The organism is Chitinibacter sp. ZOR0017 (genome assembly GCF_000799095.1).
GTDB lineage: Bacteria > Pseudomonadota > Gammaproteobacteria > Burkholderiales > Chitinibacteraceae > Chitinibacter > Chitinibacter tainanensis.
In genome coordinates this window covers 166082-190327 of sequence record NZ_JTLG01000017.1, presented here as the reverse complement: position 1 = coordinate 190327, position 24246 = coordinate 166082, and the positions used below count along the sequence as shown (strand labels likewise).

Annotated in this window: 22 protein-coding genes; 11 read left to right on the top strand and 11 right to left on the bottom strand. The window is 57.1% G+C overall.

Annotated elements, in window-relative coordinates:
• Window positions 1-230 precede the first annotated feature (230 nt).
• Complete coding sequence (locus tag L991_RS06120; RefSeq protein ID WP_052190666.1) at window positions 231-1844, top strand: methyl-accepting chemotaxis protein; 1614 nt, start codon at window positions 231-233, stop codon at window positions 1842-1844.
• A gap of 115 nt (window positions 1845-1959) precedes the next feature.
• On the opposite strand, the gene L991_RS06115 is transcribed toward L991_RS06120, so the two are convergent.
• Together L991_RS06115 and L991_RS06110 are read right to left on the bottom strand one after the other, a co-directional pair.
• Window positions 1960-3069, bottom strand: coding sequence for an AI-2E family transporter (locus L991_RS06115; protein ID WP_052190665.1), 1110 nt, complete (start codon window positions 3067-3069; stop codon window positions 1960-1962).
• Window positions 3070-3177: 108 nt separating this feature from the next.
• A complete protein-coding gene (locus tag L991_RS06110) occupies window positions 3178-3477 on the bottom strand; it encodes a hypothetical protein (protein WP_047393321.1) in 300 nt (99 codons plus the stop codon).
• Window positions 3478-3666: 189 nt separating this feature from the next.
• Here L991_RS06110 and glmS point away from each other — a divergent pair, with 189 nt between their 5' ends.
• Entirely contained in the window at window positions 3667-5502 is a 1836-nt protein-coding gene (gene glmS, locus L991_RS06105) for a glutamine--fructose-6-phosphate transaminase (isomerizing) (protein ID WP_047393319.1), read from the top strand.
• A gap of 6 nt (window positions 5503-5508) precedes the next feature.
• On the opposite strand, the gene L991_RS06100 is transcribed toward glmS, so the two are convergent.
• From L991_RS06100 to xth, 3 genes are all read right to left on the bottom strand, one after another.
• A complete protein-coding gene (locus L991_RS06100) occupies window positions 5509-5991 on the bottom strand; it encodes a YHS domain-containing (seleno)protein (RefSeq protein WP_034619002.1) in 483 nt (160 codons plus the stop codon).
• Window positions 5992-6313: 322 nt separating this feature from the next.
• Window positions 6314-6982 (bottom strand): Crp/Fnr family transcriptional regulator, encoded by a 669-nt coding sequence (locus L991_RS06095; protein WP_028449223.1) that lies wholly within the window; start codon window positions 6980-6982, stop codon window positions 6314-6316.
• A 7-nt stretch (window positions 6983-6989) separates the two neighbouring features.
• Window positions 6990-7757, bottom strand: a complete 768-nt coding sequence (gene xth / locus L991_RS06090; protein WP_047393315.1) for an exodeoxyribonuclease III — start codon at window positions 7755-7757, stop codon at window positions 6990-6992.
• A gap of 283 nt (window positions 7758-8040) precedes the next feature.
• Between xth and L991_RS06085 the strand changes: the two genes are divergently transcribed.
• Window positions 8041-8637: a YSC84-related protein gene (locus L991_RS06085; protein WP_052190664.1), complete on the top strand. Its 597-nt coding sequence runs from the start codon at window positions 8041-8043 to the stop codon at window positions 8635-8637.
• Window positions 8638-8670: 33 nt separating this feature from the next.
• Here L991_RS06085 and L991_RS06080 read toward each other — a convergent pair whose 3' ends face one another.
• The 3 genes from L991_RS06080 to L991_RS06070 are packed head-to-tail and all read right to left on the bottom strand — an operon-like array spanning window position 8671 to window position 10588.
• Window positions 8671-9147, bottom strand: a complete 477-nt coding sequence (locus L991_RS06080; RefSeq protein ID WP_047393313.1) for a DUF4124 domain-containing protein — start codon at window positions 9145-9147, stop codon at window positions 8671-8673.
• Between the two features lie 38 nt (window positions 9148-9185).
• Entirely contained in the window at window positions 9186-9635 is a 450-nt protein-coding gene (locus L991_RS06075; protein WP_047393311.1) for a hypothetical protein, read from the bottom strand.
• Window positions 9632-10588: a Nudix family hydrolase gene (locus L991_RS06070; RefSeq protein ID WP_047393309.1), complete on the bottom strand. Its 957-nt coding sequence runs from the start codon at window positions 10586-10588 to the stop codon at window positions 9632-9634. Before L991_RS06070 ends, L991_RS06075 begins: the two co-directional genes overlap by 4 nt.
• A 72-nt stretch (window positions 10589-10660) precedes the next feature.
• Here L991_RS06070 and L991_RS06065 point away from each other — a divergent pair, with 72 nt between their 5' ends.
• The gene (locus L991_RS06065) at window positions 10661-11098 is read left to right on the top strand and encodes a hypothetical protein (RefSeq protein WP_047393305.1); all 438 of its coding nucleotides are present in this window, start codon (window positions 10661-10663) and stop codon (window positions 11096-11098) included.
• A 465-nt stretch (window positions 11099-11563) separates the two neighbouring features.
• Here the strand turns inward: L991_RS06065 and L991_RS16435 are convergent, their stop codons facing one another.
• Window positions 11564-13963: an ATP-binding protein gene (locus L991_RS16435; RefSeq protein ID WP_052190662.1), complete on the bottom strand. Its 2400-nt coding sequence runs from the start codon at window positions 13961-13963 to the stop codon at window positions 11564-11566.
• A gap of 252 nt (window positions 13964-14215) precedes the next feature.
• Window positions 14216-15457: a bifunctional glutamate N-acetyltransferase/amino-acid acetyltransferase ArgJ gene (gene argJ / locus L991_RS06050; RefSeq protein WP_047393300.1), complete on the bottom strand. Its 1242-nt coding sequence runs from the start codon at window positions 15455-15457 to the stop codon at window positions 14216-14218.
• Window positions 15458-15703: 246 nt separating this feature from the next.
• Here argJ and L991_RS06045 point away from each other — a divergent pair, with 246 nt between their 5' ends.
• From L991_RS06045 to L991_RS06020, 6 genes are all read left to right on the top strand, one after another.
• Window positions 15704-17023, top strand: a complete 1320-nt coding sequence (locus L991_RS06045; RefSeq protein ID WP_047393493.1) for a sodium-dependent transporter — start codon at window positions 15704-15706, stop codon at window positions 17021-17023.
• A gap of 30 nt (window positions 17024-17053) precedes the next feature.
• The gene (tsaA, locus tag L991_RS06040; protein ID WP_052190661.1) at window positions 17054-17782 is read left to right on the top strand and encodes a tRNA (N6-threonylcarbamoyladenosine(37)-N6)-methyltransferase TrmO; all 729 of its coding nucleotides are present in this window, start codon (window positions 17054-17056) and stop codon (window positions 17780-17782) included.
• Window positions 17779-18681, top strand: coding sequence for a patatin-like phospholipase family protein (locus L991_RS06035; protein WP_231550492.1), 903 nt, complete (start codon window positions 17779-17781; stop codon window positions 18679-18681). The genes tsaA and L991_RS06035 overlap by 4 nt, the downstream gene beginning before the upstream one ends.
• 9 nt (window positions 18682-18690) lie before the next feature.
• Complete coding sequence (locus L991_RS06030; RefSeq protein WP_052190660.1) at window positions 18691-19188, top strand: YaiI/YqxD family protein; 498 nt, start codon at window positions 18691-18693, stop codon at window positions 19186-19188.
• 12 nt (window positions 19189-19200) lie between these two features.
• Window positions 19201-21279 carry an ATP-dependent DNA helicase RecG gene (gene recG, locus L991_RS06025; RefSeq protein WP_255350770.1) on the top strand — a complete coding sequence of 693 codons (2079 nt, stop codon included), beginning with the start codon at window positions 19201-19203 and terminating at the stop codon, window positions 21277-21279.
• A gap of 69 nt (window positions 21280-21348) precedes the next feature.
• Window positions 21349-22107, top strand: a complete 759-nt coding sequence (locus L991_RS06020; protein WP_047393294.1) for an ABC transporter substrate-binding protein — start codon at window positions 21349-21351, stop codon at window positions 22105-22107.
• A 62-nt stretch (window positions 22108-22169) separates the two neighbouring features.
• Here L991_RS06020 and L991_RS16430 read toward each other — a convergent pair whose 3' ends face one another.
• A complete protein-coding gene (locus tag L991_RS16430; protein WP_052190659.1) occupies window positions 22170-23060 on the bottom strand; it encodes a transporter in 891 nt (296 codons plus the stop codon).
• Between the two features lie 311 nt (window positions 23061-23371).
• On the opposite strand from L991_RS16430, the gene L991_RS16425 reads away from it, so the two are divergent.
• Window positions 23372-24226 carry a GGDEF domain-containing protein gene (locus tag L991_RS16425; RefSeq protein ID WP_052190658.1) on the top strand — a complete coding sequence of 285 codons (855 nt, stop codon included), beginning with the start codon at window positions 23372-23374 and terminating at the stop codon, window positions 24224-24226.
• Window positions 24227-24246 lie beyond the last annotated feature (20 nt).

The following is a 24246-nucleotide window of genomic DNA, read 5'->3' as shown; positions in this document are numbered from 1 at the left end:
ACACCAATACCAACAAGCTTATCCAGCCTATACCCTCTGGAAAATCATTAAAACTATGTGCACTCTTGCTCAGCATCCCCCCTGAGGCGCAGCATTGCGCTGCACTTTAATTACATTAAACACACCGATTGCATAAGCCACTACTCAAAACAGGGTTTTTAGCTTGTTCACCCCGCAATCCTTACTATTCTAAGAAACAGCGTATCTTCGCCACGACTGGATAACGTGCCATGAAAATCACTCACAAACTGATTGCCCTGGTTTTACTCGCCGCGCTCGGGTTGATCACCCTCACCGCCGTTAACTACAGCAAATTTGCCGCAGTAAAAACCAACGCGCTCGATGTCACCGATGAAATCGTGCCCTCCATCATTGCCATTCAACATGCCGAACTAGAATTTGCAATGCTTCGGCGTGAGGTGCTGAGCCACATCATCGAAAAAGACCCAGCCAAAATGCAGGAACTCGAGCGCAGCATTGAGCAAGATAAAGCCAAACTGGACGAGTATCTCAAGGCCTACGAACATTTCATTTTCGAGGAGGCCGACCGTAAAAACTTCACTCAACTAAAACAGGAACTCGATGCTTGGTATCCGCTCGCTAAAGAAGCACTACGGCTATCAGCGGCAGATCAAACTGATGCGGCCATGGATTTTGTACGACAAAAGCTCACACCAGTGGCAACCCGTGCCTTTCAGAGTTTTGAAACCGTGAGCAATTTCAACGAAGCCCTCGCCAAAAAAGCTGGCGAAGAGCTTAAACAAGACGTGCTCACGGCCATTTCGGCTTCGATCACCATCAGTGTGATCATTATCGGTCTGGTGGTCGCGCTGGGCTTTTTCATCGGCCGCAGTATCATCACTCCGCTGCAGCGGATGCGTGAATTCGTGGTGCGTTTGGGCAGCGATTACGATTTCACCCAACGCGTAACCGTCACTACGCAGGATGAAATCGGGGAATCGCTACAGGCTCTCAATGGTCTGCTCAATTCGCTGCAGCAAAGCCTGCAACAACTCAACCGCATTGGCCGCGATGTCACCAGCACGGCCAGCTCGCTCTCAAACGCCAGCCGCGAGCTTTCGGAAACCTCGCAGCAAGTCAGCCAATCGGCTTCCAGCATGGCGGCCGGGGTAGAAGAAGTCACGGTCAGCATCTCGCATGTGGCCGATCGGGCTGGCGAGTGTGACAGCACCGCCCGCGAAGCCGGCCAAATGGCGGCCACCGGCGGTGAGGTGATCGAAACCACCATTCACAATATCAATGCCATTGCCGAGCAAGTGCGCGTGGCCGCGGCGCAAATCGAATCACTGAAAGACCGCACGGGCAGCATCAATGCGGTGGTGAATGTGATTAAAGAGATTGCCGATCAAACCAATCTGCTGGCGCTCAATGCCGCGATTGAAGCTGCCCGCGCCGGTGAGCAAGGCCGGGGCTTTGCGGTAGTAGCCGATGAAGTGCGCAAATTGGCCGAGCGCACCGGCAACTCGACGCAGGAAATTATCGGCACCGTCAGCGCCATTCAGCAGGAAGCTAACAACACTGTCGCCACCATGCAGCGCTCGGTGCAGCAGGTGGATGACGGCGTGCAAGGCGCCCACGCGGCTAGCGATGCGATCCAACGCATTCGCCACAATGCCGATGCCGTGGTGGCGCAGGTGAGCGAAATTACCGCCTCGATGCGCGAGCAAAGCTCAGCCAGCGCGATGATGGCGCAACAAGTTGAGCGCGTGGCGCAAATGTCGGAAGAAAGCAGCTCGGTGGCCAACAATACCGCCAACGAAGGCAGCCGCCTGCGGCAGTTAAGCGATGAGCTGGATGCAGCGATCGGACGCTATAAAGTGTAGCGCGAGAAGGCGAAGCAAATAAAAACGGGCCGTGAGGCCCATTTTTATTTAGGGGTATATCCTCATAAGCATTTCGGATCAATGCATATCGAGATATACACAATATGGGTATAGCTTAATCCGGCTGCGTGATAATCACACTTTCCGCCTCGGCCAGCACTTCATCCCCCGGCTGGGCATCCGAGCGTAATATCCAAGAGCGGGCGATTTCGTAAAACACTGTCAGCAGCACCGGGCCAATAAACACGCCCAGCATGCCAAAGGCCAAGGCCCCACCCAAGACACCGAACAGGATCAAAATAAACGGCAGATTGCTGCCTTTACCGATCAACAAGGGTTTGATCACATTGTCGGCCGAGCTCACCACCAACAGCATCCAGGCGGCCATAAAGATCGCCCAGCCGGTATCGCCCTGATGGAACAACCAAGCCGCCGCCGGCAAACCCAGCAAGACCGGCCCGCCAGGCAGCAAGGCCAGAATAAAGCTGGCAAAGCCCAGCGACATGGCATTAGGCACGCCGGAAATCGCATAGGCAAACCACGACAACACCGCCTGCGCCAGCGCGGTACCGATAAAGCCATACACCACGCCCTTGGTCGAGCTCACCGATACCGCCAACAGCTCGGTGCTGCGCTCGCCAGCTACCCGATTCAACAAGCCTCGCACCCAATCGCGGATGTGCTCGCCGTCTTGGTAGAGGAAAAAAGCGATAAACAGGCTCATCATCAACAGCACCAAGCCGCCACCAATATGCCCGCCCACCACCAGTAGCCATTGCGTGGCGGGGCCAATCAGGCTACGGATCATCGACATGGTTTTGGCATCATGCGCGCCCAAGCCTTGCCAGAATTCGCCAATCGGCTCGCCCACCAGCGGCAATGCCACCAGCCATTCCGGCAGCGCTGGCCAGCCAGCCTCAAAACTCGCCCGAATCCGCGCAATAAAATCGAGGCCTACATCAGCAAAATCGCTGGCCGCCAACACAATTGGCAGCAAGAAAAACAAACACAGCCCCAGCAACATCACCCCCGCCGCCAGCGCGCGCTGGCCCCGCATCCGCTCTACCAGCCAGAGGTATGGCTTCCAGGTAGTAAGCACCAGCATTGCGGCCCACAGCGAGGCGGCCAGAAACGGTTTCACCACGGCATATACGGTGAGGCACAGTAGAAGTAAAGCCGCCAGCGCAATCAGCGGCTCGACCAGCTCGGAAGCTTTGATTTTCATGGTATTTAGCCTTCATTCAGGAAGCGCTAGGATAACGTGAATCAAGCCGTAAGACGAAAAAAAGCCGGCGCGCACGCCGGCCTTGTTGCAGCGAGGTAAGTGGTAGCACTAGCGGGCGGAGCCGCTACTGACTTTGGCACGATAAATCAGCAAGCCCATCATCTGCGCCACATCTTGCCGTGCCTGCGGGCTATCAACCCGGCCAAAGCGATCGGCCAGCGCCTCGTGCACTTCGCAAGAGAGATTGAACAACAGGCTTTTTTCTTCCTCGCGCGCCCGGCCCAGATAGACATTGATTTCATCCACGATCTGGTCGGCCAGCTCTTCTGGATAGGTGGCTGAGCTAGTCAGGATGCGATCAAGCAGGCGAACGCCAATAACGCCCAAACTGAGTAATTGAATGGCCATCTTTTTGCTACCCCGCGAAAACACTTGCTTGATTTCACTCTAGTGAGCGCCCAAGCATTGCAAAGCGCCATCCGTCAAACGGCGCACCAGCCTGCCGTTCGGCATAAGGTGATTGATTTAGCGACAGTTGCCGACGTCTCCCCTACAGTTCGCTCGTGCAATGCAGCATTTTCTCAGGAGTAAGGAAGCATGTGCGGTATCGTTGGCGCTCTCTCAAGCCGGAATGTCGTCCCCATGCTGATGGAGGGGTTGTCGCGGCTGGAATATCGCGGCTATGACTCCAGCGGCGTGGCCATGATTCATCAATTAGGCGCCAGTGCCCAATTTGCCCGTGCCCGGGTCGCCGGCCGCGTGGCCGATCTGGCGAAAAAAGTGCATACCCTGTGCGGCCTGGTCGGGATCGCCCATACCCGCTGGGCTACGCATGGCGGCCCCAGTGAAGCCAACGCCCATCCGCATCAAGGCGGCGAGAAGGTGATGGTGGTGCACAACGGCATTATTGAGAATTTTGCCGAGCTAAAAACCGAGCTGATCGCCCAAGGCTACCGCTTTGTGTCTGAAACCGACACCGAAGTGATTGCCCATCTGATCGATGCCGAACATCAGCGCCAGCCAGATTTTCTGGCTGCGGTGCAAGCCGCGATTGCCCGCCTGCACGGCGCGTTTGCAATTGGCGTTTTGCATTTAGATCACCCCGAGCAAGTGATCTGCGCCCGACAAGGTAGCCCGCTGGTCTTGGGGCTGGGGTTTCAGGAGTATTTCTTTGCTTCCGACATCGCCGCGCTACTGCCCTTAACCCAAAAAATGATTTACCTCGAAGAGGGCGATCTGGCCCTCATCAGCGCTCAGGCTCTGCAGATTTTCGATCGCGATGGGCAGCGGGTTGAGCGGGCCAGCAAAATGCTGGATGTCTGCGCGCAATCGGCCGAGCTGGGGCCGTATCGGCATTACATGCAAAAAGAAATCTTCGAGCAACCCGAAGCGCTGGCCAACACCATGAGCAGCGCGCTGGCCCAGCAGTTTAAACCGGCGCTGTTTGGCCCCGGCGCCGCCGAGGTGCTGCAAGCGGCCAACCACATCCGGATTATTGCGTGTGGCTCGAGCTATCACGCAGGGCTTGTGGCCCGATACTGGGTGGAGGCATTGGCTGGCGTGCCAGTCAGTGTGGACATCGCCAGCGAATACCGCTATCGCGATTCGCGCGAAATGCCCGGCACGCTGATTGTAGCCATCTCGCAATCGGGTGAAACCGCCGATCTGTTGGCCGCCGTACGCAGCGCCAAACAGCGCGGCGAAGTGAAAGTATTGGCCATCTGCAATGTGGCCCACGCCACGCTGACTCGCGAAGCCGATCTGGCCATGCTGACGCAAGCCGGGCTCGAAATCGGCGTCGCCTCCACCAAAGCCTTTACCACCCAGCTGGCGGCGCTGTACGTGCTAGCCGTCACGCTGGCCAAGCAGCGGCAAACGCTGGCCGCGGACGAACTCAATGAACTGGCGCACTACCTGCCCCGCCTGCCCGGCATGATCAGCGGTGTATTGCAGCAGGAAAGCCAGATCGAGCAATGGGCTCAAGCGCTCAGCCATCATCAGCATGCCTTGTTTTTGGGGCGCAATACCTTGTTCCCGATCGCGCTGGAAGGCGCGCTAAAACTCAAGGAAATCGCCTATATTCATGCCGAAGGCTATGCCGCGGGTGAGCTGAAACACGGCCCACTGGCGTTGGTGGATGAAGAGATGCCGGTGATTGTCTGCGCGGCGCGCGATGAGCTATTTGATAAGCTGATGTCGAATTTGCGAGAAGTGCAGGCGCGCGGCGGGCAAGTGTATTTGCTGGCCGAGCCCGGCTGCGAAGCCGCGCTGCCGTATGTGAAATCGATGATCACGCTCAACGGGCACTGCGGCCCGTTGGCGCCGATCGTATTCACGATTCCTTTGCAACTGCTGGCCTATCATACGGCCCATCGCAAAGGCACCGATGTCGACAAGCCACGTAACCTGGCGAAATCGGTGACCGTAGAGTAAAGCGGCTTAAAGGCCTTTGGGCGGTACGTTTTTGATGTCCGGCCAGCGCACATAGGCTTGCTTCACGTAGCCGTCCACATTCACCACCCAATCTTTGTACACGTTTTTTGCCGTCAGAAAGAGGTAGCCGTCCACAATTTTGTACGACAGTGGATCGCTATCGACTTTCTTTTCTTTGGCAACCGCTTGCGCGCAGAAACCACCAAAGCGCGGCGCGTATTGCGCTGGGTTGGCTTTGAATTTATTCAGATTATCGCGATTAGCAAAGTAATACGTTGCACCTTCATAGCTAAATTTCAGGCTGCTATCTCCAGCCTGCGGCTTGCCACTGAAATACGACATTGGATCATAGCCACGCAGCGCTACCCCGTTGTCATCAATATTCACTGGCGCACCTGAGCTTGGGTTAAACGCCTGTGCCGCTGGGTGAGCCACACCCATTACCAAGACTGCTGTCAGCAAAGCGCGTGATACAGATCGACCTACCATGTTTATCCCCTTATTTATTTTTTAATAATTCAGCAATATTGCTTACAGCGCAGATTTAGCCAGAGACGGTTTTTCGTAGTCAACTTACGTAGATTACAAATCAAAACTGCTGCATTACTACAACACAAAGCCAAGACATATTAGGGTTAATACCTAATAAAGACCAATTTTAGACCGCTAATCAGCCAGCAAGGGGCGTAAAAAAGCGCCCGGGCCAACGCAGAAAGTTGGCAGCGGACGCTAGACTACGGCAAGGGCCACTGGCTGGATGTGAGGGGTGTCACAGCGCCTCAGCCAGCAAGATACCCTACATGGTACGCGCTTAAGGCAATTGATCCATCTTGCTTAGCAAGATATACCCCCCGCGCATTGAGAGCCAACCCTGGGTCTCCCAGGCACTCAGCTGTTTGTTGACACTCTCACGGGTGGCGCCAACAAAATTAGCCAATTCTTGCTGGGTGAGTTTCAAATCAATGCGAATGCCATCTTCAGTGGTATCACCGTGATTGTGCGCCAGATGGCGCAGCACTTTGGCCAGACGCTGCGGCAAAGGCAGGAATAAAGTGTCTTGCACCAGCTCATCCGCTGCCCGCAAACGTTCGCACAATGTCTGAATCAGCGAGCGCATCACCAGTGGGTGGGCGTTTAGATACTGATCCACCACTGCGCGTTGCAGCACCAGCAATTCGCAATCTTCGAGCGCCTCGACGGTGGCGGTGCGTACGCCGCCATCCAGCATGGCCAGCTCACCAAACACTTCACCCGCTTCCAAAATGGCCAGCGTCAGCTCACGGCCTTCGGTGTTACTGCGCGTGACTTTCAGCCGGCCGTGCAGTACGGCATACATTTCATCACTGCGCTCACCTTGTGCCAGCACGATCTGGCGGGTGCGAACATGGCGGGACTGAGCGTGCTCGGCCAGCTCGGCCAGTTCTTGATAGCTCAGTTGGCAGAACAGGCTGCTGCCGGAAAGTAATCTTGCTTTATCCATGGGGTACTCAGTTTAAAGTCGCCACGACCGGCGTGTGATCGGATGGACGCTCATGCTTGCGTGGATCAACATCGATCACACAGGCGGTACAGCGCGGGGCCAGGGCGGTAGATAACAAAATGTGATCAATCCGCAAGCCCGCATTTTTCTTAAAGGAAAAGCCCCGGTAATCCCACCAGCTAAAGGCTTTCTCGGCTTGTTCAAACAGACGGAAACTATCGACCAGCCCAAGATCGAGCAGGCGTTGAAAGGCTTCGCGCTCGGCAGGCGACACCAACACGCCACCCGCCCATTTCTTTATATCATGCACATCCCGATCTTCCGGGGCGATGTTGTAATCGCCCAGCAAAGCGAGCTGGGGATATTGCTGTAATTCTTGGGCTAGCCAATCGGTAAGCGCGTTCAGCCAAGCCAGTTTGTAGGGGTATTTATCCGATTCCAGATCCTGACCATTAGGAATATACGCCCCAACCAGCCGCACCCCATTAACCGTGGCCGTGATCACGCGTTTTTGCGGATCATCAAAGCCGGGGATATTGATCACCACATCTTCAATCGGTGCGCGGGCAATAATCGCCACGCCGTTATAGGTTTTTTGCCCCGCAAAAGCGACCTCGAATCCCGCCGCACGAATTTCTTCGGCCGGAAAGACCGGATCATCCATTTTGGTTTCCTGCAGGCAGAGCGCAGTCACCTCGGGATTGGCTTGTAACCAATCCAAGACCTGCGGTAAGCGAACTTTGAGTGAGTTCACATTCCAGCATGCAATTTTCATTCCGTGATTACCCAGCTTTACCCGCGCCAATCAGTTCATGACACGCGGGTTTAATTACAAAATCCCCTTATTGTGCATGAAATATGCCTCCCAAGGGGAGTTGGGCTGACAGCAAGCATGATTCGCTTCACACTACAGCCTCAGTTTCATCGTAAAACCAGTGTCAGTCTTGTCAGTTTGTCATGGATTTGTTTTATTGCGCAGCGATGATGTGAATATTCCGGTTGGTTTAGCCAAGCTTGCTAACGATACTCACTATTCACCGACTAACAGGAGATCCACCATGTTAAAGCGCATGTGCCTTCCCCTACTTGCAGTCAGCCTGATCACCCCGCTGTATGCCGCCGAACAGCCTACCGACCCAAGCAGCACCAGCGCCAAACAGGCGACGCCCGCTGAGCGGCGGGCCAATATTGATCGCAATACGCAAAGTACGCTCAAGTTGATTTATCAAAAATATCCGCAAGCCAAAGCTCATATTGCTAAAGCCGCGGGTTATGCAGTTTTTAAAACCGGCGGCGTCACGGTCTTTTTCTTGGGGGCCGGCGGCGGTGAAGGCGCGGCTTATCGGCAAGGTAAAGCGACTTATATGACCATGTTGCAAGGTAAAGTGGGTCTGGGATTGGGTGGCAAAGAAACCCGTGAAGTGCTGGTCTTTACCGATGCCAAAGCCTATGAGCAATTCATAACGCAAGGCTGGGCAGCAGATGCAACCGCGACGGCAGCCGCCAAAGCGCACGATAAAGGCGCAGGGATTGCCGGAGCAAAACGCATCGCGGATGGAATCTATATCTATCAGATTACCGAAAATGGCTTGATGGCCGAAGCGACGGTCGCGGGGTCTAAATACTCGGTGAGCAAAGAGCTAAATCAGCAGTAAGCCATTCGCCGGGATTGACACTCAGCGCCCGGCTTATTTTTTGGCTGATGTATTTTTGATGCCATAGCCCGCCTTGGACAAGGCGGCTTGCCAGAGCGGGCTATTAAATTCTTTCAAAACTTCCTTACCCAATTGCAGCACAGGCGGGCGGGCCTGCATCGTGCCGACCACATTAAAAAAAGCCAGCATGCTTTTTTCATTGGCCGGATCCACATTGCGGACATCATATTGCACACCACGTCGATCCAGCAGCTCTAGTGCTTGCGAACAGGCGGGTTCACAGCTCGCACTCACCCACAACACCACCTGTGTTTCATTGTTAGCCTGATCAACACTGCTCGCCCTGCTTGCCTGCCCGACCGTATTGGGGCGGATTTTGCGCTCGGTGTATTGCACACTGGGCGGCGGCTGATCGGAATAAAACACCCGGCCATCGGCATCCCGCCATTGGTAAACTTTGCCCGCCAGCGCGGGTGCCGCCAGCAAACACAGTAAAAGCGCACGTTTCATCTTGCCCACTCCAATCTACATCTAGGCTTGATTGTGGCTCATTTTGCTGCGCCTTGCCCAGTGCCCGGCACACTGGTCAGCACTTCAATGAGCCGCCCATCAATATTCAGCTGCAGTACCCAATCGTGGCGCTGCTGGGTGCACATGGGTAAAGCCATGCTCGCGCGAAAGCTACCGTCACTTTGAGCTTGTAGCTGATAGCGATTGGGACCCATTTCCATGCCACTCATCTGCCAGCTGGCACTCGCGGCCTGCTGGGCGCCGGAGAGTTGCAAAGTAAACTGCCCCTGCGCAGGCACGCCGCCAACAACCTGCAAGCGGATCGGGGGCAAGTTGGGTCGTTGCACCTCACACGCCTGAGCCAGACTGGGGCAATCCACGCGTATCGATGGCGTAGCCGCCACGTTACGCAGCCCAAGCCAGGCATAAAGCCCAATCAAGCCCAACGCAGCCACTAGCAGCGCCAACCATTGCTTATGCGCTGTCATTCACTGATCCAAGCGTCACGCAGTACCGCAACCCCATGTGCGCCGGCAGCATGAGCTTGCGGTAGCGTGTTCACACTTTGCCCACCAATCGCGTAACACGGCGCTGCCCAGCCCACGGCCAGTAAGCGAGTAAACTCTTCCCACCCCAGCGGGGACTGCTGCGGGTGGCTAGCGGTACTCGCCACATGCCCAAGCAGGGTGTAATCAAGCCCTAATTGGTTCGCTGCCGCCAGCTGCGACTCATTGTGGCAAGAGGCGCCAACCCAATCAAAGCCACGTGGGCGTTGATCCAGCGCACTTAATTGCAGCGACGTTAAATGCCAACCATCTGCTTCACCTGCATAGCTCGCACCATGCGGGCCATGCACCAGTAGTTTTCCGCCATGCGGCCGCGGCATCTGCTGCAGTTGTGCAAACAAGGTTCGATACTCTTCCTTCGAGCATTGCGGTTCGCGCAGCACCAGCCAGGCCGGCTCGGTTTGCCAATATTGCGCCATTTTTGTCAGCCACTGCGCCGCTGGCAGGGTGGCCCCCGGCGAAATCAGCAAACGCTGGGGCAGTGCTAAGCCGCGCAGGATTGGGCCATTGGCCGGCAAAATCGGCGACTGCGTCAGCTGCCCTACCCGCTGCCAAGCAAACTGTTGCGCCTCGCGGCTATGCAACTCGCCTTCCCAAGCCGTTACGATAAAAAAACGCAATTCCACCGTGGCATGCGGATACTCAAATCGCTGGCAAATCCAGGGGCGCGCGGCGGTTACACGAATGCCTAGCTCTTCATGCAATTCGCGTTGTAGCGCAGCCAAAGCGCTTTCGTTTTCTTCTAGCTTGCCACCGGGGAATTCCCAGTAGCCTGCGTACACTTTGCCGGTGGGTCGGCTAGAGAGTAGAAACTGTCCATCTGGGCGTACTAATATCCCGGCAGCGACGCGAGTGACTTTCTTAACGCTCATCATCAAAAATCTCTGATTTAACTTGCAAAATACCAACCATAAGCAATGCTTTGATCGTATCAATTCGTCAGCTTTATGCCTGCCATGCTTCGGCACCTGATTGAAATTCAGCACAGCAATTGCCAGCGCACCCTCACGCAGCTTAATACCTTGCTGCATGCACCCGAGCTGGTTTGCGGCATTATTGCGGTATCACCACAAACGGTGGTGGGCCAGCTTGGCTGGGGCGCGCTGCTGCATGCGCTGATTGTACATGAACAGGATTGGTATCTTCTGCGCGACGCCCCGATTACCCTGCTTAATCAGCTCTCACCTCGGCTGTGCGATGCACCACGCATCTTTTTTATTGATCACCTGATTCCTCACCTGAGCGAGCATAGCGCCCAGAATTTTGCCGATTATTTGGTCCGCCTCCCCCCCAGTTTACTCAGCGATGAAAATCGCACCCGCCTACAAGCACTAGGCTGCCCACTACAGGGCACGCCAGTTAGGCTCATGCCGCTAAACGCATGATGTAAGGCCGTTTTTTCTGTAAACCCTACTTGTATAACTCTGCGGCGAAGTGCTAAATTGGTTTCGTTGCCGTGACAATGGGGTTACGGCAGCACGTACGGTTGTGCCAACAGGCCGGCACCGCAGTGCTGGCGAGGCAGGAGACGACACTCCTGCAACGAGCTGCCCGTTGGAAACACGGGGCGGCACCTGTCAGCAAAATCAGCGACGTAGATAGTGAAACCTTCAAGGAGTTCGTTATGCGAATCAACTTCATGGAAGGCTTAGCGAGTACGGTCAACGATGCGTTGATGAACTTGTTCCGGGCCTTTAAAACCCCTGCCAAATTAGACCACGACGACGAGAGAAATCTCGCATTGGAGATCGCGGAACCTTATCGGTAGGTATGGCCAAAACAAGCCCTGAATGATTGAAGTAACAACGGAGCCGCGAGGCTCCGTTTTCATTTGCCGCGCCAGCGCTGCTTCAGCTACCGCTATACAGGCTGCCATGCGCCCCCTGCTCGGCCGGCGCTTCCACCGGCAGGCGCAAGCTAAACCATACCCCACCAGCGGGTGCATCTTGCAGCTCTAGCACGCCCCCCAAAGTGCCATTGACCAGCGAATACACCAGATACAAGCCCAGACCACTGCCGCCGTGTCCAAAGCGGGTAGTAAAAAAGGGATCAAACACCCGTTTTTTGATGGCGTCGGGGATGCCGCAACCATTATCGCGATAACTTAGCTCAATTTGCTGAGCGTTCAGCATCCGGCCATCCAGCACAATCTGCCCTTCCTGTTCTGGGGTAAAGGCATGCACCAAGGAGTTATGAATAAAGTTGCTAATAATTTGCTCTAGCGCGCCGGGGTAGCTCAGCAACTGTAGCCCGGCCGGAATACGGTTTTCAATCCGCACATTTTTATGCCGCAAATTGACGGCCTGCGCGGCGATGGTTTCCTCGATCACTTGGCGCAAATCGAAATCGCGCCGATTGCTAGAGGCGGTATCCACCGCCACCTGCTTCAGATTGGCGATCAGATTACTGGCGCGGCGGGCGTTTCGCTCAACCAGCTCAGCAATCATGCTGCTTTCATCCAGATATTGCATCAGCAGCGAACGCTTCATCGCGCCCTCATTCACCGCCCCCAGAATTTCGCGGTTTTTCTCCAGCAAGGTACTCGCGGCGGTGAGCGTCGTGCCCAGCGGGGTGTTCAGTTCATGCGCAAAGCCGGCCACCAGATTACCCAGCGAGGCCAATTTTTCAGATTCAACCAAGTGGGCCATGGCTTTTTGCAATTCCAGCGTGCGCTCCACCACCCGCTGCTCAAGCTCAGTATTGCTCTGCTGCAGCTTGGCATTCAGGCGGGCAATATCGGCCTGAAAAATCTGCCGCTCGATATTGGCCAGCGCCCGGGTGCCGATAATCGCCAGCTGATTGGCCTGCTGCACTTCATCCACCGACCAGTTTTTAATACTGCCCGGATGCTCAATCAGCAGCGCGCCATACAGGCTTTCGTTCAGCCGCAAGGGCACGATTAATACCGACAATACCTGCCGTGCCTGAAACAAACGCTCATAGCATTCCCAGGTCAGCTGATGGTGTTGCGCATTATGCGCCACGGTCATTTCCCCCTGCCGCAGGCTATTGAGCAGCCGCGGCGGTAAGGCCAACCGTTCTAGCTCGGCCTGGCCAAAGATCACCGAAAATTGCTGCAAATCCGGCTCAAATGCCGCATAGCGGGCCAGGACCTTGGGCATAATTTGGCAGGCGGTTTCGCACAAGAGCTGCGCCAATGCCGCTAGCTCGCAATGCTCCAGCTGCGGGTGATTGGCTAGCTCCAGCAAGATGCGCCCTGGGCTGGGGCGCAGCCCGGCGAGGTCTTCCAGCTCGGTGAGTTGCTGCCGGTAATCATGCGGGCTAATTTGCTCGCGCAGGGTCATCGCGGCTTTGTACGCCGCCAAGGTGAGGCTGGCATCTTGATTACGCTCGGCCAGGGTGGATTGCAATTCCAGCAAGCGCATTTGAATATGCGCCGAGCCGGAGCGCGTGGCGTAATCAATCCCGACCGCGACTTCCAGCAGCGCTTCCTGCAACTTATCCTGCTCGGCCAGCGCCTGCGCGCGCACGCCATGAATATTCGCCAGCGCCCACATATGATGCGATTGCTCGCATATGCGTTGCGCTTCATCTAGGTGCTGTAAAGCCGCAGCGATGTTGTGCTGCGCCAGTTCGACTTCGGCGATCCGGAATAAAATTTCACCGAGATCATCCAGATGTTGCAGACGCTCCGCCAGCTGCAAAGATTCCTGATACACACTCAATGCCGCCGGCAGATCGGCGATGTGATACAGATTCACCCCAAGATTGAGCAAGATATTCAGCAACAGCATATCGTCGCCCAGCGGCCGCCCGCGGGCCTCAGCCTGGCGCAGCAAAATCACGGCGGTGTGATTGTCATTGAGCGCATCGTAGATTTGCGCGATGCCCAGCTTGGCCCATGTCCAGCTCACCTGATCATCGGCCAGCGCCGCCACTTCCAGGCAATGCGCCCAGGCCTGCATTGCGCGCCGGTATTCCGCCCGGGTGTAGACCGCGCGGCCAATCACATTCAGCAGGCGCGCCTCGTCTTGAAATAAGTGATAGCTCTGCGCCAGCTGCAGCGCTTCATACAAAATACTGATGCTGGCATCCGGATAGCCATGCTGATCAATCACCAAGCCATAATCAATCGCGATGGCGATAAATGCAGCATGATCGTGCATCGCTCGCGCCAGACGAAAACCGGCCTCGCAATCGTTAAACGCTTCAAAGCGATCGGTAAATACCCGCCGGTGGATTTGCGCCACCATGGGCTGCAGCAAGGATGAAATCGTGGGCTGGGTCATGCGCCGCGTCTCGCAGAAGATGCTTCACTATAGAACCGCCCCGCCCCAGCGGCCAGCCTAATCAGTACCACAGGGGTATAGCCTGAAAAGCATTAATCAATAGGGAATAAAAAAGGATACCCGCTAGGGTATCCTTTTTACTAAGCCCATCTACACGGCTTTAGTACACCGCAGCTTGCGACTTAGCACCAAGCCGCCAAGCGCATGCAGATCAACTCACGCAAGGCGGCAGGGCAACTCAGCGTGGCCAGCTTAGCTGCGATATTCGGCGTTGATTTTCACGTAGTCGTACGAGAAATCGCAGGTCCACACCGTGGCGCTGTGCGCGCCGCGCTGCAGATTGATATTGATCGCAATCTCGGCCTTATTCATCACCGCTTGCCCCTGCTCTTCGCGGTAATCGGGGTGGCGGCCGCCATCTTTGGCGACCAGTACGTCATCGAGCCGCACTTCGATCTGATCGACATCCAGATCTTGAATACCCGCGTAGCCAATCGCCGCCAGAATCCGCCCCAGATTAGGGTCAGAGGCAAAAAACGCGGTTTTCACCAGTGGCGAGCGGCCAATCGCATAGCCCACCGCCTTGCATTCGTCGTAGCTGGCGCCGCCAGTAACATTAATGCTGATGAATTTGGTGGCGCCCTCACCATCGCGCACGATGGCCTGTGCCAGAAACTGCGACACTTCCACCACTGCCGCCTGCAGCGCGGCAAATTCGGCGCTGTCGGCCACGGTGATTTCGGCATGGCCAGCCTGGCCGGTGGCGATCAGGATGAACGAGTCATTAGTGCTGGTATCGCCATCGACGGTAATGCTGTTGAACGATACATCGGCCGCGTGCTTGAGTAAGCCCGGCAGCAAAGCCTGGCTAATCGCCGCGTCGGTTGCCACATAGCCCAGCATGGTGGCCATATTCGGGTGAATCATGCCCGAGCCTTTGGCGATGCCGGTAATCGTGACGGTTTTGCCGCCGATCTGGATTTGTTTGCTGCTGGCTTTGGGCACGATGTCGGTGGTCATAATCGCGCTGGCTGCTGCGGCCCAGTTGCTGGGCGACAAATCGGCGGTAGCCTCAGGCAGTGCGGCGATGATTTTCTCGCTCGGCAGAGGCTCCAGGATCACGCCGGTTGAAAACGGCAACACCTGCTCGGTGGCCAGGCCCCAGCTGGCGGCCAGCTCAGCGCAAATGGCGGTGGCGCGACTCAAGCCATCCACCCCGGTGCCGGCATTGGCATTGCCGGTATTGACCACCAGCGCCCGGATTTCCTTGCCTCCAGCCGTATACTGCTGCAGGTATTGCTGGCAAAGCCGTACGGGTGCCGCGCAGAAACGGTTCAGCGTAAACACGCCGGCCACTTTGCTGCCTGGCGCCAGGCGAAACACGGTGACATCCTTGCGGCCCGGTTTTTTAATGCCTGCCGAAGCGATACCGATTTCAACACCGGCAACCGGATGCAGTGCGGCGGGGTCCAGGGGGGCGATATTCACAGGCATGGGCACTCCAGCAAGGTAAGCAAGAAAAGCCGCCATTGTAACCGAAGCCGCTAACAGAATTAAGAAAGCCCGTGAAAACACAGTGTGCAGCCCCATGCACCGCCACGGCTCGCTGTACGAACTATTCGCAATAGAGGCCAGCTGGTAAATCCGGCACACTCAGGCTTGGTTATTGCCGATCAATCGGGCGCGCAAAAGCGTGCCGCCAGCCGGATAAGTGGCTGTTTTGTTGTGGATGTGTGCTGTATGTCTCGTGCGAATTGGGGTTCAAAACTCGGCTTTATTCTGGCCACCGCCGGCTCGGCCGTGGGTCTGGGAGCGATCTGGAAGTTTCCGTATATGGCGGGCAAAAATGGCGGCGGCGCCTTTTTGCTGGTGTATCTGGCCTGCGTGTTTACCGTGGGTATCGGCATGCTGCTGGCCGAAATGCTGATTGGCCGGGCGGCGCAAAAATCCGCGACCACCGCTTTTCGTAATCTCAAAGGCGGCCTGTGGCCGTGGGCGGGCCGCTTGTCGGTGCTGTGCTCGTTTCTGATTTTGTCGTTTTATTCGGTGGTGGGCGGCTGGACCTTTGCCTACTTGTACCAATCGGCCACCGGCGAAGCCATCACCCGCGACGTGGCGGTACTAGAGCAGCTGTTTACCCGCTTTATTGCCGACCCGCTGCAGGCCATTATTTACACCACGCTATTTCTGGGTGTCACCACCTGGGTGGTCTTGCTGGGGGTGGAAAAAGGCATCGAGCGCTGGAGTAAAGTGCTGATGCCGATGCTGTTTTTTCTCTTGCTGGTCTTGATTGGCCGCTCGCTCACCTTGCCGGGGGCGATGGAAGGCGTGCGCTATTTTGTGCAACCGGATTTCTCGCAGCTCACCGCGGCGATTGTGCTCGACGCAATGGGGCTGGCGCTGTTTTCGCTCTCAGTCGGCTTGGGGCTGCTGATCGCCTATGGCTCATACGTGGCGCCGGGCACCAATCTGGCGAAAACCTCGCTGTGGATCACCACGCTGGCCACACTGGCCTGCCTGCTGGCCGGACTGTTGGTGTTGCCGGCGGTCTTTGCGTTCAATGTGAATCCGGGTGCGGGCCCTGGGCTCACCTTTATCACCATGCCGGCGATTTTTGCGCAAATGCCGTTTGGCCAAGGCTTTGCGATTGCGTTTTTCCTGTTGCTGATTTTTGCTGCGCTGACGTCATCGGTATCGATTTTGGAGCCGATCGTGGCCTTTCTGATGGATGAATTCGGCTTCGCCCGCCCCAAAGCCACCTGGATTAGCGCCGTGAGCGTGTGGGTATTTAGTATTCCGGCCGCGCTGTCGTTTGGCGCCATGAAAGATGTACTGCTGTTTGGCAAAACCGTGTTTGATCTGATGGATTACCTCACCAGCAATCTGATGCTGCCAGCCGGCGGGCTGCTGTCGGCGCTGTTTGTCGGCTGGGCGATCTGGTCACGCATTCAGAGCGATCTGCAAGCCGAAGGCTCGGCGCGCATCTTGCCGGTTTTCAAACTGGTGTGTGCCTGGGTTTCGCCACTGGTGATCGGCGCCATCTGGTGGCACAGTCTGTAACACCACAGCGGTAAAACTGCGCTGTCTGAAATGCCGGCAGTTTGGCACAATGCGCGCGTGACTACCTTTACCCTTTCGCCGCTGGGCTATCTGGCGACGCCGTTTGCCGATAAATTCGGCATCCCGCGTCAGCCCAGCTTGGCGCCTCATGCCATCGGCAGCCTGACGCTGTTGCCGCCGTATAACCGTGCCGAATGCGTGCGCGGCCTCGCTGATTTTTCCCATGTGTGGCTGAGCTTTATTTTTCACGAAGTGGCCGGTCAATGGTCGCCCACCGTGCGCCCACCGCGGCTGGGGGGCAATGCCAAGGTCGGCGTGTTTGCCAGCCGCAGCCCGTTTCGCCCCAATTCGCTGGGTTTATCGCTGGTGCAGCTCGTGGATATCGACTGCAGCGCCGGCGTCACCCTGCGCTTTGCCGGGGTCGACCTGGTGAATGACACCCCGATTGTCGACATTAAGCCGTATATTCCGTTTGTAGAAAGCCAGCCCGCCGCCCGTGGCGGCTTTGTGGCCGGCCCACCGCCGCAGCTGCAAGTGTATTTTAGCCCGCAGGCCGAGGCCCAACTGGCGGCCAGTAGCGTGCCACATTTGCGTGCGCTGATCACCGAAGTACTGGCGCAAGACCCGCGCCCTGCCTATGCCGACGACCCGACTCGGCTGTATGGGGTGCGGCTGTATCAATATGATGTGAAATGGCGCTGCGATGGGCAGCTAGCCATGGTTGAATATCTGCATGATTTGCTGGAGAACCCCTTGTGAGCATCCTGATTTATCTACGCCGTAGCTTCGTGTGTGCCAGCGTCGGCCTGCTGGCCGCCTGCGTCACCAACCCGAGCAATGACAAAGCCCCAGCACCCAGCCCGGCCCCTACGCCAGCGCCCGTGAAAATCGGTCTCGCGCTCGGCGGTGGTGCAGCCAAGGGCTTTGCCCATATCGGCGTGATTAAAATGCTGCAAGCCAATGGCATTAAGATCGATATTGTGACCGGTACTAGCGCCGGTAGCGTGGTGGGCAGTCTGTATGCCAGCGGGCTGGATGCCTTTGCCCTGCAAGAAAAAGCCGTGGCGCTGGATGAAAGCCAGATTCGCGATGTAAATTTACTCGGCGGCGGCCTCGTGAAAGGCCAAAAGCTGCAAGATTATGTGAATCAGCAAATCGGCAATCGCCCATTTGAAAAATTACCCAAGCCCTTCGCCGCCGTGGCCACCGATCTGGATACCGGTGCGCGGGTGGTCTTTAGCCGGGGCAATGTGGGCCAGGCGGTGCGCGCATCCAGCAGCATTCCCGGCATTTTTGCCCCCACCGTGATCGGCAGCCGCAAATTTGTCGATGGCGGCGTGGTAAGCCCTGTGCCGGTGGATGCCGCCCGCGAGCTGGGTGCCAATCTGGTGATTGCGGTGGATATCTCGGCCAAAGCCAGTGGCAAATCATCCACCAGCACGCTGGGCATGATGAATCAGGCCATTGTGATCATGGGGCAAAAACTGGGTGAGCAAGAGCTGGCCCGCGCCGATGTGGTGATCACCCCGAAAGTGGGCAAAATTGGCCCGAGCGATTTTGATCAGAAAAATGTCGCCATTCTCGAAGGCGAAAAAGCGGCGCTGGCCGCCCTGCCGCTGATTCGCAAGAAAATCGCTGACCGCCAGGCCGGAAAATAAGCAGGGTATATGCCAGCAAACCATACCGATCAAACCCTAGCGGCAGATACCCGCCCACCGCATCTATGGGTCGATGCCGATGCCTGCCCGGTGGTGATCAAGGAAATCATCTTTCGCGCCGCCGAGCGCTTGCAATTGCCCACGGTGCTGGTAGCCAATCAGCTGCTGCGGGTGCCGCCTTCCAAAGTGATCCGGGCGGTGCAAGTGGCGCAAGGCTTTGATGAGGCCGACCACTGGATCGCCAGCCAAGCCCTGCCCGGCGATTTGGTGATTACCGCCGATATTCCGCTGGCCGCCGAAGTGGTGGGCAATGGCGTGGCGGCGCTCAATCCGCGCGGCGAATTTTACAGCACCGAAAATATCCGCGAGCGGCTGAATATGCGCGATTTTATGGAAACCCTGCGCAGCAGCGGCCAACAGCTGGGTGGCCCCGCGCCTTTTAGCGCCAGCGATCGGCAAGCTTTTGGCCGCAGCCTGGATCGCTTTCTCGCCAAAATCCGGCGCTAAGCCGCGCGCTGATTGCCTTGCGGCGCATTTGCCGCTACAGTAGGCGCATTACAGAACGATTGTTCCATAATGGATTTCGCCAAGCTCACCGCCGCACAGCAAGCCCGCCTGGCCAAGCTGGGCATCCAGCGCCCGCTGGATCTGGTGCTGCATTTGCCCCTGCGCTACGAAGATCAAACCCAGCTTTACCCGCTGGCCGAAGCGCCGCTGGGTGGCGCTGCGCTGGTCGAGGGCGAAGTCACCTCCTGCGAAGTTACCTTTAAGCCACGCAAACAACTGGTCGCCCGCGTGAAAGACGACACCGGCAGTGTGATGGTGCGGCTACTGAATTTCTACCCGAGTCAGGCCCAGCAGCTGGCCGTCGGCAAACGGGTGCGGCTGTATGGGGAAATCCGCCGTGGCTATTTTGGCCCGGAAATGGTGCACCCGAAAATCCGCGTCGGCGGTGAAGTCAGCCTGCAAGACGCGCTCTCACCGGTGTATCCCACCACCGCCGGGCTGGCGCAGCACCAGCTGGCGGGGCTGATTGCCAAAGCGCTGGCTAGCACCCCGCTGCCCGATACTTTACCCGCCCCACTGCTACACGAACTGGGGCTGCCCGACTTTGCCAGCAGCGTGAAATTGCTGCACCACCCCACGCCGGATATCCCGCAGATTTTACTCACCGCCCGCACTCATCCGGCCTGGCGGCGGCTGAAATTTGATGAGCTGCTGGCCCAGCAGCTCTCGCTGCGCTTGGCACGCGCCATCCGCCGCGAACGTACGGCGCCGGTCATCGCACCAAGCGGGGCGCTGGCCGCCCAGCTGGTCGGCAATCTGCCCTTTGGCCTGACGGGCGCGCAGAAAAAAGTCTTGCTGGAAATCACCCAAGATCTGCAGCAATCCCACCCGATGCAGCGCCTGCTGCAAGGCGATGTGGGCGCGGGCAAAACCATTGTCGCCGCCGTGGCGGCGTGCCAAGCGATTGAAGCCGGCTATCAGGTAGCGATGTTGGCGCCGACCGAGATTCTGGCCGAGCAGCATTATCAAAAACTCAGCCAGTGGCTCAGCCCGCTGGGCGTGCGCGTGATCTGGCTGACCGGCAGCCTGAAAGCCAAAGAAAAACGCGCGGCGCTCGCCGCCGCGGAAGACGGCAGCGGCCAGCTGCTGGTGGGCACGCACGCCATCTTTCAGGCCAGCGTAACGCTGCACCGGCTGGGGCTGGCGATTGTGGATGAACAACACCGCTTTGGCGTGGCCCAACGCTTGGCGTTGCGCGAAAAAGGGGGCAGCCCGCATCAGCTGATGATGAGTGCCACTCCGATTCCGCGCACCTTGGCGATGAGTTTTTATGCCGATCTGGATGTCAGCATCATCGATGAGCTGCCACCGGGGCGCACGCCGATTGTGACCAAACTGGTGTCAGACGCGCGCCGCGATGAAATCATCACCCGCATCGCGGCCAAAGTGGCCGAGGGCCGCCAAGTGTACTGGGTGTGCCCGCTGATCGAAGAATCGGAAACCTTGCAACTCCAAACCGCGGTCGACACCCACGCCCAGCTGGTGGAAGAGCTACCCGGCATTGCCGTGGGCCTGCTGCATGGCCGGATGAAACCTGATGAAAAAGCCAATACCATGGCCGCTTTTGCCCGCAACGAGCTGCAGGTGCTGGTGGCCACCACGGTGATTGAGGTGGGTGTAGATGTTCCCAATGCCAGCCTGATGGTGATCGAACACGCCGAGCGCATGGGGCTCTCGCAATTGCATCAGCTGCGCGGGCGCGTGGGCCGCGGCGCCCATGCCAGCCTGTGTATCTTGCTGTATACCGGCCCGCTGGGCGACACCGCCAAAGCGCGGCTGAAAGTGATTTACGAGCACACCGATGGCTTTGAAATTGCCCGGCAGGATTTACAGATTCGCGGCCCGGGCGAGCTGGCCGGGGTGCGGCAATCGGGCGTACCGATGCTGCGCTTTGCCGATCTGGAAGCCGACGCCGATCTGCTAGAAGAAGCCCGCGCCACCGCCGAAGACATCCTCGCGCATCAACCTGCGCTGGCCCAGCCGCACCTAGATCGCTGGCTACCGGGGCGCGAAGCCTTGCTGCGCGTGTAATCTACAGTAGGAAATGTCATCAAAGGCCACTACAATGGCATATTGTTTGACTGAAAAAGATCCGTATTCGTGTTTTCCCGCCTGCTCTCTCGCCCGCTTGCCAGCCTGTTGTCAGTGTGTTGGCTAAGCCTTGCCGCGCATGCCGAGCCCCTCAAGCTGCGCATTGCGCTGGATTCGGCCTGGGCGCCGCCGCAGGTGGTGCTCGATAATGGCGAGCCGGTGGGGGGCCTGTATTACGAGCTGTTGCTACAAATTGCCCGCAATGTGAATGCCACGCCGGAATGGCTACAGCTGCCCCGCAAACGCCTGCCACAAGCACTAGAACAAGGGCTGATCGATCTGTGGTGCCACACCAACCCCAGCTGGCAAGAACGCAGCTATCCGCCCGAACGCTGGAGCAGCCTTTTTTTGCGGCAGGAAAATGTCATTATCCACGCCCCGCAGCATGCCCATGCGCCGTTCAAGCTCGATCAGGGCGAGCATCGCAGCATTGGCACGGTCTTGGGGTTTCGCTACCCGCTGCTTGAGCCCTACTTTCAGCGCGGTCAGTATCGCCGCATTGATTCCCCCAGTCAGCAAGCCTTGCTGCGTTTTACCCAGAGCGGGCAATTGCATCTGAGTGTGGTCAACCGGCTGATCGTGGATGAATTTAACCGCCAGCAAGCGCCGCAGCAACGCGTACCCATTGTGCAAACGCTGGATATTCGCGACACCTATTGCCTGCTCAGCAGCAATCCGCAAGTCCCGGCCGAGCAGCTCAAACAGGCAATCCGCCAACTCGCCACCCAGGCGCCGCCGATTTTGCTGCGCTATGGCGCGCCTAACTAGCAGGGTATCGCTCTTAAGCCATTACGCAGCAATGCGTTTGGAAATATACCCACCGAGGTATATCAGCGCCAAGTATGCGACATCACCACGGAGAAATTACGGGATTTGCTAGTACCGGCCGAATTGCTCAGTGGCCATTCGGCAAACAGCTTCATGCTATTGCCGCCGCCAAAGTTGTAATACAGCGCCACTTCACCATCCCAATCATTTTCGCCGTTGTTATCCGCCCGCCCTAGCCGGGTAGTGGCGCCGCCGTGGTGATATTCGGCCGAGACTGCCAGCCAGTAATCGCGCATCGAGCCATAACTGGTGCTGAGTTTGAAGTTGTAGAGCGGGTCTTGGCTAAAGGTGCCGCCGCGGTAATCGTCGTTATCCGAAAACCAATTCATACTGGCAAAGCCTTCCACCAGCCAGCGCCCTTGGGTGTAGCCCAGCTGGCATTCCGGGATCACCATCCAGCGATTGCTGCCCGGGTTGCTGCCGCGCCGGCTGTCATATGAGCCCAGCGGTAGCGACACCAGCAGCTGGCAACCGCTGCTGAAACCATCGCGGTTATAGCGTTTTAGCTCTTCCCAGCTCAGCGCCGGCATGCGGTAAACGCCCATGCCAAACGACAGCATCGGGTCGCCCAACCCCGACTGATCGTCGCCCCGCCGGCGGCTATTGCGAAAATCCTGTTCGATCTGGCGATACGGGACTTGAATCCCAGCGTAGGCCAGTTGATCGGCCAGCGCAAAATACTGCACATGCCGCAGCGAATAGGTTTGCACCGTTTGTTCTTCAATCTCGCGCGGGCCACGCGGCGCCTCGCTCTCGGCCACCCGATAACGCAAAGATGTTCGCGCCACGTCGCTGGCGTTCAACTCGTAAGTGCGCGGGTCATCCGCAAAGCTGACAGTATGAAAACTGCTGGCGAGCAGCAAAGGAAGCAGGAAAAGCGGGCGGGTAGACATCAGCTGGAAGGGAATTCAGATTCGCGACAGCCCGAATGTAGCGCATTTTTTAGGCAGCCTTTTGACAAAACCCCAGCCACTGGTTTTTTTCTGCATCAATACAACAGAAAAGCCTCAATACCCCTTGGTGGTATACGGATATAGCGCCGGTATAAATTAGCATTCCAGCATATACTCACGCAAAAATTCCCAACAAAATCTTTAAAAAGCCTGACCCAAAGCAATCAAACATCGACATATTTAGCCACCCCAGCAGCTATACTGCCAGAGCCGACCTCACCCTGAGGTCATTTCCAACGCGGTGAGTAGGGATGGATAAAATCACAACCTGGCAATGGCTGGTATTGCTGCTGGGGGTGCGGGCGCTGCTGGAGTTTATCCCGCTGCCGGATGTGCACGATTTTTACGGCTTGCTGATCACCAGCTTGGTGCTGGTGGTGATCTGGCGGCGCTTTAGTTATCAAGAGCGCTTATTGCGGCCTTTTCTGATCGGCGTGCTGATTTATTGGCTAGGTCATGTGTTTGATTACATCGATGGTTTGCATCAGGGCCAGGGCTTTTGGGGGCACAACGCCGATATTCTGGATGACATCTTGTTTGCAGTGGGCTTTTGCCTGATCGGCATTGCTTTTGTCCGGGTGATGCACGATCGCAATCACCTGATCGCCCAGCTCCATAGCGAAAATCAGCGCAGCCAGGCGCTGCAGCAAACTTTGTATCAGCAAGCCTATAGCGATGAGCTCACACAACTGGGCAATCGCCGCGCCCTGTTTGAAACCTTACAAGCAAAAATCGCTGCCGGCGAAAGCGGCACCCTACTCTATATCGATGTGAATAATTTTAAGCCCGTGAATGATCGCTTTGGCCATGAAGTGGGCGACGAAGTGCTCAAGCGCTGCGCGCACTATATTCAGGCCCCCGATGTGGTGGCGTACCGCTTGGGCGGCGATGAATTTGTGGCGCTGTTGGGCGCGCAAAACCCGCAGCAATGGATACTGGCCCTCTGTCAGCGGGCCAGGCCGCTAGCACAGGAATACGGCGTGACCTTCAGCGTGGGCTGCGCTGCATTTGGCGGCCCTGCGCCACTCACCGCCGATGCCTTAATCGCGCAGGCCGATCAGGCCATGTATCGCGAAAAAACCAGCAGCAAATCCCGCAGCCGCTAGCCGGCTAAAGTGAAGAATTT